The sequence below is a fragment of the Natrononativus amylolyticus genome (assembly GCF_024362525.1).
GTDB lineage: Archaea > Halobacteriota > Halobacteria > Halobacteriales > Natrialbaceae > Natrononativus > Natrononativus amylolyticus.
The window spans coordinates 2294252-2307541 of the sequence record NZ_CP101458.1; the positions used below are offsets into that span (position 1 = coordinate 2294252).

Here is a 13290-nt window from a genome sequence, read left to right on the forward strand (position 1 = left end):
AACTCCAGTTGATGCACACGAAATAGAGGGGCAAAGAGGATTTAGATCCAGCTCTCGTTGACTATTGATATAGATGAAATGAAATCCGTTTCCAAACTATTGTTAAAAACCACCTAGCCGATTTGATTAATATATACAACCCTGATCCAAAGGCTAACAAGCCAAATGAGCCCCCCGTGAAAATAACAAACACGTGTATTAGTGTGAAATAGAATTGTTCTGGAAGGGCGTTCGCTTGTGCGAGATCAAGACTCATCACATTATAATTTGTCAACAGTGCTTGATTCAGAAAAGCAAACATATAGAAAAGTATCACTGAGTAGGTGAAAATGAAGACAGAGGATGACAGGCGGAAATATTTATTCACCCCCAGTTCTTCTGCTTTAATAGCTAGCGCTATTGGTATAATCACTCCACCGAACATTGCTGCCATAATTAATAGCACTCCGAAAACGTTCTGATATTCAGTTAATAATCCAAATATTACCGATATAAACCAAGTGAACAATAATCCGAAGCAGACAAATAGGATGTTTTCAAATTTTAAAACAGTCTCATTCATCGAGATAGTTCTGTAGCCAATTTTATAGATAATAACACCACAAAGGAGGAAAGAGATACCCAAACCAGAGAACATTGTTATATCTGTTATCGGGATCTCATTAGCTGGTTGTTCGACATCTATGTTCGATAAATATACTGAAACGCTCCCAAAGACCCCAATCAATACAAATATGTGTTGGTTGTTCTTCAGGAAGTCATCAAATTCTTTTACCGAGTCGGGGTAGTCGTTATTCTGTGAACTTGGTTTTGTGTCACCATCTGTGTTGGACATGTATGATATGTTAATATAATATTTTTCTAATGATGCATATACCCTTTGCTATCCCAATGATTTAATGATATTTATTAGTCGAACTAACTATCTATTTTCAATTGACTGGACTAACATAGCCAATTCCCGTAGAATACGGTTTAAACACATCTCCTATTGAGAATCTAGAGTCAGTTCCAGAACCAGTCATAATATCATCTATCCGGCCAATTTAGCGCACCAACGGTAATACTCCTTGATCTGTTGTTCCCCTCACGAGATGCACCCATTATTTATACTAGACTATATTATGACGGTAATTATGAGCGAAGATTCCCTAAAGACGAATTATTGGAATGCTGTAAATCTAAAATCTGTTACTAAAGATGGCTTTTCAAGGCTGACATCACATTCCCACCGTGGAGAGTTGACCAAATTAAGAGACGAAATATTAGATGAACTAGACGACCTTGATTTGAATACTACTGAGTACTTTTGTGCCAAAGATGAACATAAGGAACCCGAACACCCTGATTCACCGGATCTAAGCCTTATCCCTCGAGATCTTTCGCACAAGATCATTGCCTTGTTTTCACTATCCACCGGAATCATGGAAAAACAGACCGAGATGATCCTTAGATCAGAGGTGATATCCGATGAATACAAAAACACAAAGATTGCTGACTCACTTCTTAACACGAATTTAAAAACCCGACTAGATTTGGTCAAGAAATTGCCAGTGGCGGCCCAGTTTGAGCTGTCTCATGCACATGATGTGAGGAAAACAAGGAATTCTCTGGTCCATAATCCTAAGAAACGACTCCAGATTGATGACCTAGCAAATTTCAAAGGAAGAATAAAGAAAACCATCCGTGCACCAGAAGAATTGCACAAATTGCAAGCCGAATTGGATTGAATGTGGACTTGTTCATGTCACTATTCGAACCTTCTTTCTCCACATTTCCGAGAATCCATGGTTCTCAGACAGAAACCGGCCCATTCGGCGCCGAATCGCCACTGATCCGCTCGCGCGGGACCCTTTTACGTCCGGTCTGTGGCGAAACCAGACGTGCAACTCGAGACATACGACAACGCCGACGGTCGACGAGTCCGACTCACCGAAACGGAACGCGATCGGCTCCTGGCGGTATACGACGACGAACCGACGAAACAGGTCGCGCTCGCGTTCATGGCTCGCTGTGGCTGCCGCGTTCGTGAGGCAACCGACGTCCGTCCTGGAGACGTCTACCAGGGCGACGAAACCGGCCAATGGTTCCTGCGGATACCGGAAGGCAAAGGCGAGAAAGAGCGCCAGACGCCCATGCCCACGGCGCTCGCCGGGATGGTTCGGGTTCTCTCGCAGGGGCTCGAGCCCGACGATCGCGTCCTCGAGGTCACCCCGCGAACGGTTCGACGATGGGTCGGGAGTGCAGCTGCGGAACTCGCCGAGCGGGAGGACGACGATCGGTGGCGGTACGTTGGGCCGCACGATCTCCGCCGGACCTGGGGGCATCTGGCGCTCGAGGCCGAGGTCCTTCCGTCAGTGCTGATGCAGTGGGGTGGGTGGGACGATTACGAGACGTTCCAGCGCCACTACTTGGGAAAGCATTCAGAGAGTGTGCAGGCTCGAGAGGCAAAGAAAGTCAATTGGCTCTGAGGACTAAGATGCGGTAATATTATTGGAAAATGATAGACAGCTGTGCTGACTACAGAGTATAAGTACAGCATGGCCGCTTCGTTTGTTTCGAGTAGTTTACCCCGAATAAACCGATTAGTAGATCTGCGCATCTCACTCTTCAGCACAGATCAGCCTAATTCTCGCCTTCAGACTTTAACGACCACGAGAACATTGACGAGGACAACCTCAAGCAACGCGACCTGGGAGACAAGTGAGAGACCCAAACAAGGGTAAATCTATAAGCTGTCATGACTATCTTTATTTCAAATGAAAACGAAAACGGTCTTTCTAATCTTTGTAGTACTGGTAACTCTCTCTGGGTGTACTTCACTCACTGATACAGGGGAGTCGAATCAATTGGAATCGGAGGACAGCGACCTTGAAACACCCGATAAACCAACAAACGACTCTTCATCAACCTTTGACGATGGCATAGAGGAAACGAACAATAACGGAACAGAAACTCCTGTAACGACATCATCAGAAACGAATGACTCCGATTCCAACCCAGAACCACAAGTCCACCCAGACAATCCTTATGAAAAGGAGTCGCTAACGATAGCGGTTGATAACAACGAAGTTGAACGAGATAAAATGTATCTCATCAACGAATCACTCGAATATTGGGAAAACAACAGCGAGACGTACGCAGGTTATCCGATTGAGTATAATCTACAACCTGATTCAGAGAACCCTGATGTGAAAATAACGTGGACCGATAATCTCGGTTCGTGTGGTGGTTCTTTGGACCGCATTGCAATAGGATGCGCACCAATAGTCAACGAAAGTGTACCCGATACAGTTTCAATCACTGTTGAAACAGGATATACTGATAACACCACTAGAACCGTGCTGAAGCACGAACTCGGCCACACTCTTGGTCTTGACCACGACGATGAGCCACAAGAGATCATGTCTGAAACCGTAACTGCGATTGAACGTGAGACTCATGTTGACACCGTTGTAGTATGGAATACAACGGACCACGATCGCGAGTTGATAATTGACCAGCTTGAGTCCGGCTTCGAATACTATGAAGAATGGTCAGTTGAGAATTTGGAAACAAACGTCTCAGTGTCTATCTCGGACGTAGAGTCTAAATCAGAATCGTCTGACTTCGACTACCGGATAATCATTGAGGACGATGAAAATGCCTGTGAAGACGGTTCTTACACTTGTCGCCTTTACCACCCCGATATATTCGAAGGCGAGCATTCCTATACGGTAATAGTTGCTAACCCTGTAGAGGAACAAATGGCTTGGATCGGAATGAATCACCTCAACGCCATCTCTGGTGAAGGCGATCTATATCCTGATCCGCTAATCGATGCAGATGCAGAATACACAATCAGTGAATGGTGGGATGATGAATGACAGACTCCAACTGGGTAAGAGAACTGGTAGTACGGCGTTGACGCTCTCAAGGCTAGCTGTGTTAGATATTGTCCATGGCAGTACCCTCAACAAATCCTCGCATCATTATTAGGAATAAGTGAAAGAAGCACAGAGAACGATGCTCAAGATGGCCGCGATACTGTTTGTATTCGTTGCGGGATTAATACTGTTTTTCATAAAGAACTGGGCAATCAGCCAGTGGATGAGGAGGCACAATAAACCGTAATCACTTAGAACACGTCTGAAATGGCTATTTTCGCCTGCTCAGTATCTCGATGGTCGCCACCTCCATGCCACCGGAGCAGCGGGAGACTCGAGGCTTTGCACATCCGATCTTTCAATACCGTACAGCCGGAGCGACCATGTGGCCGGTAGACGACGAAACAGTACCAGCCATCCGCTCGCCGGAGTCGGTCGTGATACGCCTTGTACACCTTGAAATTCCCCGGCTGGCCGTTCGAGTGCTCGAGCATCGTACTCTTGATTTCGACCGGCGTTCCGTTCTGAAAGCGGGCATCGTGCCAGCTCGCCCGCTCGAGGGAGAACCGCCGCTTCTTCGCCATCCGTTTTTCGCAGATCGTTCCGAAGTGGTTCGCTCGCTTACTTCGGTTCACGGTCATCCCTCACGATGGGCTCGGTCGAGATCGGGACGGACGCCAGCTCCGGGAGTCGGCTGCTCGCCGATCGAACGCTCGAGGCCGCCGTCGCGACGTCGATCTCGAGATAGTAGAGCAGTTGCGACGCCCAGAGCAGGGCGACGACGTACCAGACCCACAGGTCGAACGACAGCACGCCAGCGACCGCCAGCGGAACGGCGAACACGTTCAACTTGATCGCGAGCAGCACCGCCGGAAAGAACGACAGCGAATCCATCGCGAGCAGCGTCAGCAGCGACGCCATCACCAGGTCGCCAACGTGTCTCGAAAGACGTCGCCTAAGTCGCATCGCCCACCCACGCGCTACGCGCGCCGATATATATCAACTCCTCCGGCCGTCTCGACGAGCGCCCATCGGTCGCTTCGCTCCCGCAGGGAGCGAGCGATGGGCCGCGCCCTACACTAAAGGGGAGTCGGTATCCGTATCCAGCTATCCAAGGCGGTGCAGTCATGCGATTACCTCGTTCACCTTGGAAACGGCGTCGACGTGTTTCCCCTCGTCTCTGTACTCCCGCCAGCGCGAACCCACCCACCCGTGGCTGTAGGGGACGAATTTGGCGGTTTCACGGTTCGTGAGTCCGTCCTCTTTGCACCGAATCACCGTCCACAGTGCAGTGAGGCGAGCGGCTTCGTTGGCCCCCATCTCGTCGGTTTCGTCGCCGAAGCGCGACCAGCTCCAGTCGCTCGCTTCCTTGGTGTTGTACCGGAAGTCCGTCGGCGGAATCCCTTCGACCTCGCCGCGAATATCGGCCAGCTTCGCGTTCGAGATCGAGTCCGCGATGATCGCTTTCTTCTGGCTCACCTTCTTGACGATCGTGCCGACGCGCCACAGCATCGGATGAATGGAGCGCTCACCGTGTGCGATGTAGATGAGCGCCCCGCCATACTTCCGGATCTTGTACACCAGTGGCGCCATTTTCATGCGGGTTTCGTAGCCCTGGGCGCCGGCGCCGCTCGCTGCCGAACTGAACTCGTCGCCGATGAACAGCTTGTCCCGCTGGCTGTGCTCGAGCGGGTCGCCGTCCTGTTCGACCCACTCCATCAGCGTGCCGTAGTCAGGTATCCAGCCGTCCTGGACGTCGCCGTCGGAGTCCACCCATCGGTTTTTCTCCTCGAGGCTCTGGATGTTGGTCCCGATAAGTGAATCCGCCTGGTGGATCGCTCGCCAGCGTTGTGCGAGCAGACAGGCGAAGTCGGTCTTTCCGGCGCCCATCTCGCCCAGGACGACGATCACCGGCGCCGGACCGTCGATCAGCTGGTCTATCGTTCCGATCGCTTTCAGTCCCGATACGTCCGCCCGCTGTGAGGTGTCTCCTACCATGTGCTTGATCGTCGGCATATCGCCGTTCTCGAGGGCTTTCCGGAAGGTTTCGGTTCCCTCCGTGAACCGTATCTGGCGGTGCTTCTCGAGGTCTTTCGACTGCCCTGGCATCTTCCCCGGTCGCGAACACTCGAGCGGGTCGTAGTGAACCGCCCGCATCGAGAGCGCGCGTGAAATCATCTCGTCGCGTACGATACCGCCGTGATCGTGTATCTCGCGGTTCTCCCGATCGCTGTACCCCTCCTGGTGCTCGCGCGCCTGCGCGGTCGTGTACAGCGCCTGCTGATCGGCCTGTCCGCCGTCACTCATGGCCGATCACCAGCGGTGCGTTACCGCGCATTTTCGCCACTACATCGGCCATCCGAACCGCCGTGTTCGTTCGCCCGCGCCCGTGGCTCGTCGGTTCGCTGAAAACGAACCGGGCGCGCTTCGGTGGGTCAATCGTCCGGTTCCGTACCTCCCCGTCGTGGATGTATCTCATTCGTGTCCTCCGTCGGTGGCTGCCGGTTCTGCCGTGCCCGGCTCGCCGATCGTCACTCCCTCGGGTTCGGTCACCGGGTCGTAACCGTAGTCCTCGAGGTCGTGTAGCTCGTCCATGCCGTCCTGTTCCGCCTCTTTCTTCGCCGTTTCGAACCGCTGCTTGACGCTCGTCTTGTCCATTTTCAGGCCGCGCTCGTCGGCTTCCGCGCTAAAGTTGATCGTGTCGCGCTCGATCTGCACGCCCATCTTGCTGATTCGACCGCGGAGCCGATTGAGCGCGATCGAGTCCTCGATGAGGTCACCGTGAATGTCCTCGAGCATGGCCTTGATCGTCACTAATTTCGAGTCGGCCATCTGGCTGTAGTAACAGCCGGTGACGATGAGGGTGCCGTCCTCGCCCTGGTCGGGGTGCCAGTCGAACTCGCGGACTTCGAACGCATCGCCGTCGTTGACGACGTAGGGGGACGGCCCTTCGACGACCTTCTCTTTCCAGACTTCGGGTTTCACGTACCACTTCTCGCGCGTGTCGGTGACACCGTTGATCTCGTGGACCGTTACCCGATTTCGTACTCTGAGCTTCTTGATTCCCCAGACGAAGAATCCGAATAGCGGCGGCCCAAGTAGCAGGAACGCCGCGAAGATCCCGATGGCGATCGGGGGAACGCCGGGGATCGTCGGGCGGAACCAGGCGACGTACACGCCGACCGAGACGAAGACACCCAGGACGAATACCTCGGCTTCCGAGATTAGGAACGTTACCCGGTCCCAGAACCCGCTGAACGTGCCGCTGAGTCGGTCACTCGCGCTCATGCGCGCACCACCCCATCGTTCTCCCGCCAGAGAACGAACCCGGCGGCTCCGCCGGACATAGCGATAGAGAGGCCGACGCCCGCAAACAGACCGGATTCACCGCCGAAGTACTGGAACGGGTTGTCTTCGGTGGTGCCGGTGCTGATCTGTATCGCTCGCTGTTCGCTCCTGGAGTCCGCCGTGCTGATCCGAAGCGCCGCCTCGCCGGACACCTTGTCTGCCGGAACGGTGACGGTACCACCGCCGCGCGGAACCATCTCCTCGTACCACGTGATCCGCTGCGTGCCTTCGCTCATCTCCTGGCGTGGCTCGAGCGTCACTGGACGACTAAGCCCGGAGTTCTCGAACTCGAGGACGAATTGACCGCCAGTGTACTCCCAATCCGAGAGTATCATCGTCTCGTCGACGAACTCCGCGCGGTCGCTGTAGCCTGCGAGCGGGTCCGACGTCTCGTTGGTTTCGCCCTCGAGCTGGTCCGCGCGCTCGTTGGCGACCGTCCCGTTCGTCTCGTTGCCTGGGTCCGCTGCGGCCAGCCCACCGCCCATGCCCACGGCTACGAGAGCCACTACTACTGCCGCTGTTACGAAAACGAAAAATCTGGACATGGCTACCTGAATCGGTTGGCCGGGTGGTTGTTCTTGACGAACGCCGCGATACCGACGACGAACGCTAACATAACGCCCGCGCCGACGAGCGGTCCGCCCAGGTTGGCATCGAGGCCGATACCTTCCCAGAACCCGCCACCACCGCCGCCGTCCTCTCCCTCGAGTTCGACAACGATCTCGAATTGCTGGTTCGCGATCTCGCGCTCGAGGTCAGCGATCTCCTCGAGGAGCGCGTGAATCTCGTCGTAGTCGGTCGGGGCTTCGGTCGTCTCGCGTTGGGACCACGTGATTTCTTCGACGTCAACAGCTACCCATTCGCCGTCCTCGTTCTGCTCGAGTTCCTGCGCCCCGGTGATCTCGAACGGGCGGGCAAGCTGGATCGGCCCTTCGCTCGCCTGGTAGCCGTCTTCGTCCACCGTGTGATAGACGAAATAGAAGTCCGAAGCGTGTTCGTCCGGGTCGATCACTTCGCCCGCCGGGAGTCCGCCGGACGGCATCGGGTGAGCGAACAGGTTTCCGACTACTTCGTCGTCTTCGGCTTCGTCGTCCTCCTCTGCGTCAGGGAAGCGGAGCGTAACGACAGACTCGCTCATCGGCAGGCCAAGCCCCGCGAGGTCTGCGCTCGCGTAGGGGAACGTCTGTTCGTCGGCAGCCATCACCGACAGCATACGCGGCGTCATGAAGTCCTCGGAGTCGGCGTCGTCGCCGGTGAGGTCGTCCCAGATGCCTTCGATGTACGCCTCTACCTCCTCGAGCACGTCGTCGACCTGCTGGCGGAGTGCGTCGATAGCGGTTGCGTACCACCCGACGGAGACGAGATGGGGGAACATCTCGGTGTCCTCGGGCGGGTCGATCTCCTCTTTGTCCTCCTCGGGGAGTTCTTCGTAGTCGCTTTCGGGGAAGCGCCGAACGACGACCCCACCGCCGTCTTCCCAGGTGTCGCCGTTGTCGAGATCGAGCGGGGACGCGGCCCCGTCGTCGAAGACGTCGTAATCGTCGGGGTGGTCGTAGTCGTGGGCGATGAGATGCGGGCACACCACACGGCCGGGGTGGCCGGACGTCGAGCCGCCGTCTACGCTCTCGTGTGTGTACTCCTCGAACTCGAAGCAGTCAAGCTCGTACTCCGAGCCGTCCAGCAGGGTGTACGTTACCGTCGTTTCGTGCCAGCGAGAGTCGAAGTTGACGATACGACGCATATTGTGTGCGTCGGCGTCTTCCTCGGGGTCGTAGCCCCCGCCGTGGTGCATGGCGATGAGGTCTTCTAAATCGAGGTCTTCGGAATTTTCTACGTCCGCGAACAGGTTGAGCGTGCTAACGAAGTCGGTTTGAAGGTCGTTGAACAGATTCCGCTCGGACGGAGCCATGATTTCAACGAGCCGGTCATAGGCCGCCTGTGACGCCGCCTCTATGTCCTCGGTTTCGTTGGCTTCGTGCAGCGCATGGACGGTTGCCTCTGCGTAGAGGTTGCCCGTCGAGAACTCCGCGAAGTCGTGAACGAACGGTGTGAGCGTTGCTGCCGACGACTCCGCGCGGAGGGCGTTCTGGTACGCTTGCGCCCAGATTCGGAGCCGGTCGTAGGTCTGGTAGACGTCGGTTGGCTTCTCCTCCGCTTCGCCGGAGCCGAGCAGCCAGCTTGCCGCGTCGGAGATCGCCCGCTCTGCGTAGCAGTCGTACTCGTCGGTGCCGGAGTACCAGCACATCCGCGTATCCCATCGGTCTTCGCTGCCGTCGTCGTCATCGTCCGCCATCGCCGTCCCGCTCGAGGCCGCCACCGCCGCGCCCGCGAGCGCCGCGTTCCGCATCACCTCCCGCCGCGTCAGCGTGGGGCCGTGCTGGTACGGTGGGCTATGGGCATGGGCCGATGGGCCACCGTTGCTCGTCGGGTCGATTCTATTGCCGTCTGTTGGTTTTGAACTCATGTCTCTGAAAGGGTGAAACCGCTGTTCAGCCGGTGAACGATACCCAGACGCTGGCGAAGCTGAGGTACAGCAGGAACGCCAGCTGGGTGAGGTCGTGCCACATCACCAGCGACTCGAACGCCGGGATGAACACCACGCCGATCGGCGAGCCAAGCGCGACGATGATCATCGCGAACTCGTAGGGTTCGTGGCTCGTCTCGTCGTTCAGCAGGTTCGTGACGACGATCCAGGCGAGCGCACCCACCGTGATGATGAGCGCCAGCGAGATCGCCGCCCCGCCGACCGTCCAGATCGCGTCGGTCAGGTTGTACCCGCCGAAGACGTTGATCTCGAGGCTGAACACCTCGAACATCAGCGATCCCGTAATGGGCAGGATCATCAGCGCGAAAACGTCGATAAGGTCGATTTCGTTCTCTCCGGTACTGCTACTGTTCGGTCTGCCGAAATTCCACGATGTTGCCATAGGTGTGAAACCCAGGCGAGACGTTCCGGAATCACGTAATAAACCCGACGCGCCAGCGGACTATCCGGAGACTGTACGCTTTTTTCTCACTCGACTTGGATGAGTGTCAGCTGCGGTTTTCGAGATCGTCTCTGCGAACTCGAGATAATCCTCGTGGAGCGTAAAATTGCGTACCGAATCTCCCTCTGTCGTCAGGAGGTCAACCGAAACAGATCCCTCATCGGTATCATACGCATCGAGGATCGCTAGAATCCCGATAACAGCTCCACCTAATCCAAAGAGTACGATGATCGCTGCTTCCCCGCCGTCAACCCGCCCGAGGAGAGCGAGCGACAACAGCCCGACGATTAACGCGAGAATCCCGAATACGAGCGATAGTTCATCTGGCCCGCTTGATCGCCGATGGTGGATTTCAATACCACCAATCGCATCGAAAAATGTCGATTCGACCGTCGTCGTTTCGTTACCTCTGTCGGAATGTGTGAGCACGAGAAGCCGCCTGGCCGTCACGAGGTACGTTTCCTGTTCAGTCGTACATGCATCAATCGCTGTTTCGCCATCAGCGATATGGGCACGAATGGTTTCCTGGTGTTTCTGGGATGGCGTTTCCATCGATATAGCCACTCATATCACCGAGTATATTTTATCATTCCGGACTTTATGGTGTGCTACGCCAATTAGTCTCGAGACGCCACGCGCTCACCTTCGTACCGCGGTTTTACTCCAAGCGAGCGAGCTGCATCAGCGGAAACCGTGATGGACTGCTCGCCGGAAGTGACGGGCTCTTTCGCGACGTCCTCGAGAAACGCGGCCAGCTCGTCACGATATGCCTTCGAGCGCACCTCCCGAATCGTCAGGGTGTCCTTCTCCCGGTGATGAACCGCTCGATTCGCCAGGTACGCGAGCGCGAATATCTCGCGGGTTTCGTACGGCGCGTCGTCGAGATACCACGGTAACGTGAGATCGTCGAGGTCGGCCTTCGGACCGATCGGCGCGCCCAGGACGGCGAGCGTTCGGCCCAGAACGGTGCCGTGAATCGTCGGCCGGACTTCGGTCGCGCGGTCGTCGGTGTCCTCGTTGTAAAACTCGTACTCGAGCCCCGTCGCCTCGAGCGCGTCGATCACGTGCGACCGGTGCTGGCGGTGGTTCAGCGAAAACATCGGTTGGAACCGCTCTTTGTCGATCGACCCGCCGGAAAAGACGTTCGCGACGAGCGTGTTCAGTGCGACAAATTCCGGGTCGAGATACCTCGCGTCGAGCCAGCCCAGCTCGCGGGCGACGTCGATCGCGTTCGCCGGGTCGGGCTTCGAGCCCTCGAGCCACCCCCGAACGCGACCGCGGGGAATCTCGAGTGCGGAGGAGATCGCGCTCGAGCCCTTGTTTGGGTGTTCGCTCGCGTATTTCATCACCGCCTGGTAGTCGAGGACGGCCGTCCACGGGTCCGCGTAGGACCGGGTGTTGTAGGTGCGCGCGAGGTCGCGCTCGTCGAGGACCACCGCGTTTTCGGGCATGGGTGTGGGTTGACACTCGAGGGTATAATCCTTCGGTGAAAATTGCCGATGGCAGCAAATCGCCGATATTCTACGGGTATGAACTATCCAAGAACACCTTGTGCGATTTCTACTGGTAACTGATTATCACGTCTGAAAGCGTTTAATGTAAATAGAATTTCAAAATTTCAGTACTAACTGGTGTGTTTATTACCGGTGGTTTCACTGGAAGGGGTAACGCCAGCGGACGACTCGAGAAGCGACGGTGTGGGACTGGGTGCACATCCCCCCTCCCGTCAGTTCGGGGTTCACCGAGGACTCTGATAAGGTTTCTCATCGTTCGCACGGCGCAAGAACGACAGACAACAATGAACTTCGCAAAGAAACTGATCGGCAACGAGGAGGAACGGGCTGTGAGTCCGGTTATCGGCGTCATTCTGATGGTCGCCATCACCGTGATTCTCGCAGCAGTGATTGCAGCGTTTGTGCTGGATATGGGACAAAGCCAGAGTGGCACTGCTAATGCAGGTGTTTCGATCTCTGAGTCAGGTGGTGACTATACCATTCAATTAACGGACAGCGGCAACTCTGAGTATGTTGTTCTATCCGGTGTAAGTGAAGGGACTGGAGACTGTCACGCAGACTCTGACAGCTTTGGCGAGGATGCTGGTGACTGTGTGTTGGAAAATGTTGGTGACAGTGCAACGACCAGTAACCCTGATGGTAGTGTAGTTGCCGTTGCAGGAGATGACAGAAACGTCATCAACAACTGGCCCTAATAAGATTATTAGTAATTTATATCAATACAAATGAATTTCGCAAAGAAGCTTATCGGAAACGATGAAGAGCGGGCCGTGAGTCCGGTTATCGGCGTCATTCTGATGGTCGCCATCACCGTGATTCTGGCGGCTGTGATTGCAGCGTTCGTACTAGATATGGGACAAAGCCAGAGTAGCACTGCTAGTGCAGGTGTTAGCGTAGATCACTCTACAGAGCAAACGTTGGTGCAGCTAACCGACAGTGGGAACTCTGAGAAAGTGAATGTACGCGCTAGTATTGTTGATGATAGTGGCCTCTCTAACACCGATACAGAGGCTAAAATAGTTGAAGATGAATTGGATTCAGTAGGCGATCGATCCAAGATCTATGTTGAAGACGGCGGCTCTGACGAAGACGAAGGTTCGCTTGTTGAGGTGCGAATTACGGCCGTTGCAGAATCTGGTGACGACGAAAATGTTGTCCTCTCAAACGATTTTGAAATGGTTGTTGTAGACAGCGAACCCTAAAATAAAACGCTTTACCAGATTTTCTGATTATAGACTCATTAGCTGTTTCTTCGTTTGTTTTCAATTTACTCATGCTATGACGATCTGAATGGCGCACAACCCCAACATTCTACCATAATTTCATTGAAGACATAATCATTATCGTTCTCCAAAACATCCACATTGAGTTTACTATCTAAATACGCTTGTCCATCATCCGTAATTTCGTAGTATCCTTCGTCGATACGCTCGAGCAACCCTGCCTCACTCAATTTCCGAACCCGCTTGTTGACGTAATCCCATGTATAGCCGGTGTTGATCGCGATCACAGTTGGAGAGAGAATCAGGCCGCTTGAGGCCAGCGTCTTGAGGATTGGGACTTGCCCACTTCATC

15 protein-coding genes are annotated in these 13290 nt (G+C 54.8%); 5 read left to right on the forward strand and 10 right to left on the reverse strand.

Features of this window, described 5'->3' with window-relative positions; genetic code table 11:
* Positions 1 to 61: 61 nt before the first annotated feature.
* Positions 62 to 835 (reverse strand): hypothetical protein, encoded by a 774-nt coding sequence (locus NMQ11_RS12050; RefSeq protein WP_255168478.1) that lies wholly within the window; start codon positions 833 to 835, stop codon positions 62 to 64.
* 301 nt (positions 836 to 1136) lie between these two features.
* Between NMQ11_RS12050 and NMQ11_RS12055 the strand changes: the two genes are divergently transcribed.
* The 3 genes from NMQ11_RS12055 to NMQ11_RS12065 all read left to right on the forward strand — a co-directional run bounded on the left by NMQ11_RS12055 (position 1137) and on the right by NMQ11_RS12065 (position 3866).
* Positions 1137 to 1730, forward strand: coding sequence for a hypothetical protein (locus tag NMQ11_RS12055; protein WP_255168479.1), 594 nt, complete (start codon positions 1137 to 1139; stop codon positions 1728 to 1730).
* Between the two features lie 153 nt (positions 1731 to 1883).
* Positions 1884 to 2471: a tyrosine-type recombinase/integrase gene (locus NMQ11_RS12060; RefSeq protein WP_255168480.1), complete on the forward strand. Its 588-nt coding sequence runs from the start codon at positions 1884 to 1886 to the stop codon at positions 2469 to 2471.
* A 288-nt stretch (positions 2472 to 2759) separates the two neighbouring features.
* Positions 2760 to 3866, forward strand: a complete 1107-nt coding sequence (locus NMQ11_RS12065; RefSeq protein WP_255168481.1) for a matrixin family metalloprotease — start codon at positions 2760 to 2762, stop codon at positions 3864 to 3866.
* A gap of 251 nt (positions 3867 to 4117) precedes the next feature.
* On the opposite strand, the gene NMQ11_RS12070 is transcribed toward NMQ11_RS12065, so the two are convergent.
* The 9 genes from NMQ11_RS12070 to NMQ11_RS12110 all read right to left on the reverse strand — a co-directional run bounded on the left by NMQ11_RS12070 (position 4118) and on the right by NMQ11_RS12110 (position 11652).
* On the reverse strand, positions 4118 to 4501 hold the full coding sequence (locus NMQ11_RS12070; protein ID WP_255168483.1) for a PD-(D/E)XK family putative nuclease: 384 nt from the start codon (positions 4499 to 4501) through the stop codon (positions 4118 to 4120).
* A complete protein-coding gene (locus tag NMQ11_RS12075; RefSeq protein ID WP_255168484.1) occupies positions 4488 to 4832 on the reverse strand; it encodes a hypothetical protein in 345 nt (114 codons plus the stop codon). Before NMQ11_RS12075 ends, NMQ11_RS12070 begins: the two co-directional genes overlap by 14 nt.
* Before the next feature lie 159 nt (positions 4833 to 4991).
* Positions 4992 to 6173 carry a hypothetical protein gene (locus NMQ11_RS12080; protein ID WP_255168486.1) on the reverse strand — a complete coding sequence of 394 codons (1182 nt, stop codon included), beginning with the start codon at positions 6171 to 6173 and terminating at the stop codon, positions 4992 to 4994.
* A gap of 168 nt (positions 6174 to 6341) precedes the next feature.
* On the reverse strand, positions 6342 to 7154 hold the full coding sequence (locus NMQ11_RS12085; protein WP_255168488.1) for a hypothetical protein: 813 nt from the start codon (positions 7152 to 7154) through the stop codon (positions 6342 to 6344).
* Positions 7151 to 7720: a DUF8063 family protein gene (locus NMQ11_RS12090; protein WP_255168490.1), complete on the reverse strand. Its 570-nt coding sequence runs from the start codon at positions 7718 to 7720 to the stop codon at positions 7151 to 7153. Before NMQ11_RS12090 ends, NMQ11_RS12085 begins: the two co-directional genes overlap by 4 nt.
* 41 nt (positions 7721 to 7761) lie before the next feature.
* Positions 7762 to 9678, reverse strand: a complete 1917-nt coding sequence (locus tag NMQ11_RS12095; RefSeq protein ID WP_255168491.1) for an Env/VP5 family phage fusion protein — start codon at positions 9676 to 9678, stop codon at positions 7762 to 7764.
* A 25-nt stretch (positions 9679 to 9703) separates the two neighbouring features.
* Complete coding sequence (locus NMQ11_RS12100; protein WP_255168493.1) at positions 9704 to 10057, reverse strand: DUF8023 family protein; 354 nt, start codon at positions 10055 to 10057, stop codon at positions 9704 to 9706.
* A gap of 144 nt (positions 10058 to 10201) precedes the next feature.
* Positions 10202 to 10753, reverse strand: coding sequence for a hypothetical protein (locus NMQ11_RS12105; protein ID WP_255168495.1), 552 nt, complete (start codon positions 10751 to 10753; stop codon positions 10202 to 10204).
* Positions 10754 to 10818: 65 nt separating this feature from the next.
* Positions 10819 to 11652: a hypothetical protein gene (locus NMQ11_RS12110; RefSeq protein WP_255168496.1), complete on the reverse strand. Its 834-nt coding sequence runs from the start codon at positions 11650 to 11652 to the stop codon at positions 10819 to 10821.
* Positions 11653 to 11999: 347 nt separating this feature from the next.
* On the opposite strand from NMQ11_RS12110, the gene NMQ11_RS12115 reads away from it, so the two are divergent.
* Both NMQ11_RS12115 and NMQ11_RS12120 read left to right on the forward strand, forming a co-directional pair.
* Entirely contained in the window at positions 12000 to 12410 is a 411-nt protein-coding gene (locus NMQ11_RS12115) for a type IV pilin domain-containing protein (protein ID WP_255168497.1), read from the forward strand.
* A 30-nt stretch (positions 12411 to 12440) separates the two neighbouring features.
* A complete protein-coding gene (locus tag NMQ11_RS12120) occupies positions 12441 to 12917 on the forward strand; it encodes a type IV pilin domain-containing protein (protein WP_255168500.1) in 477 nt (158 codons plus the stop codon).
* The last annotated feature ends 373 nt before the right edge of the window (positions 12918 to 13290 follow it).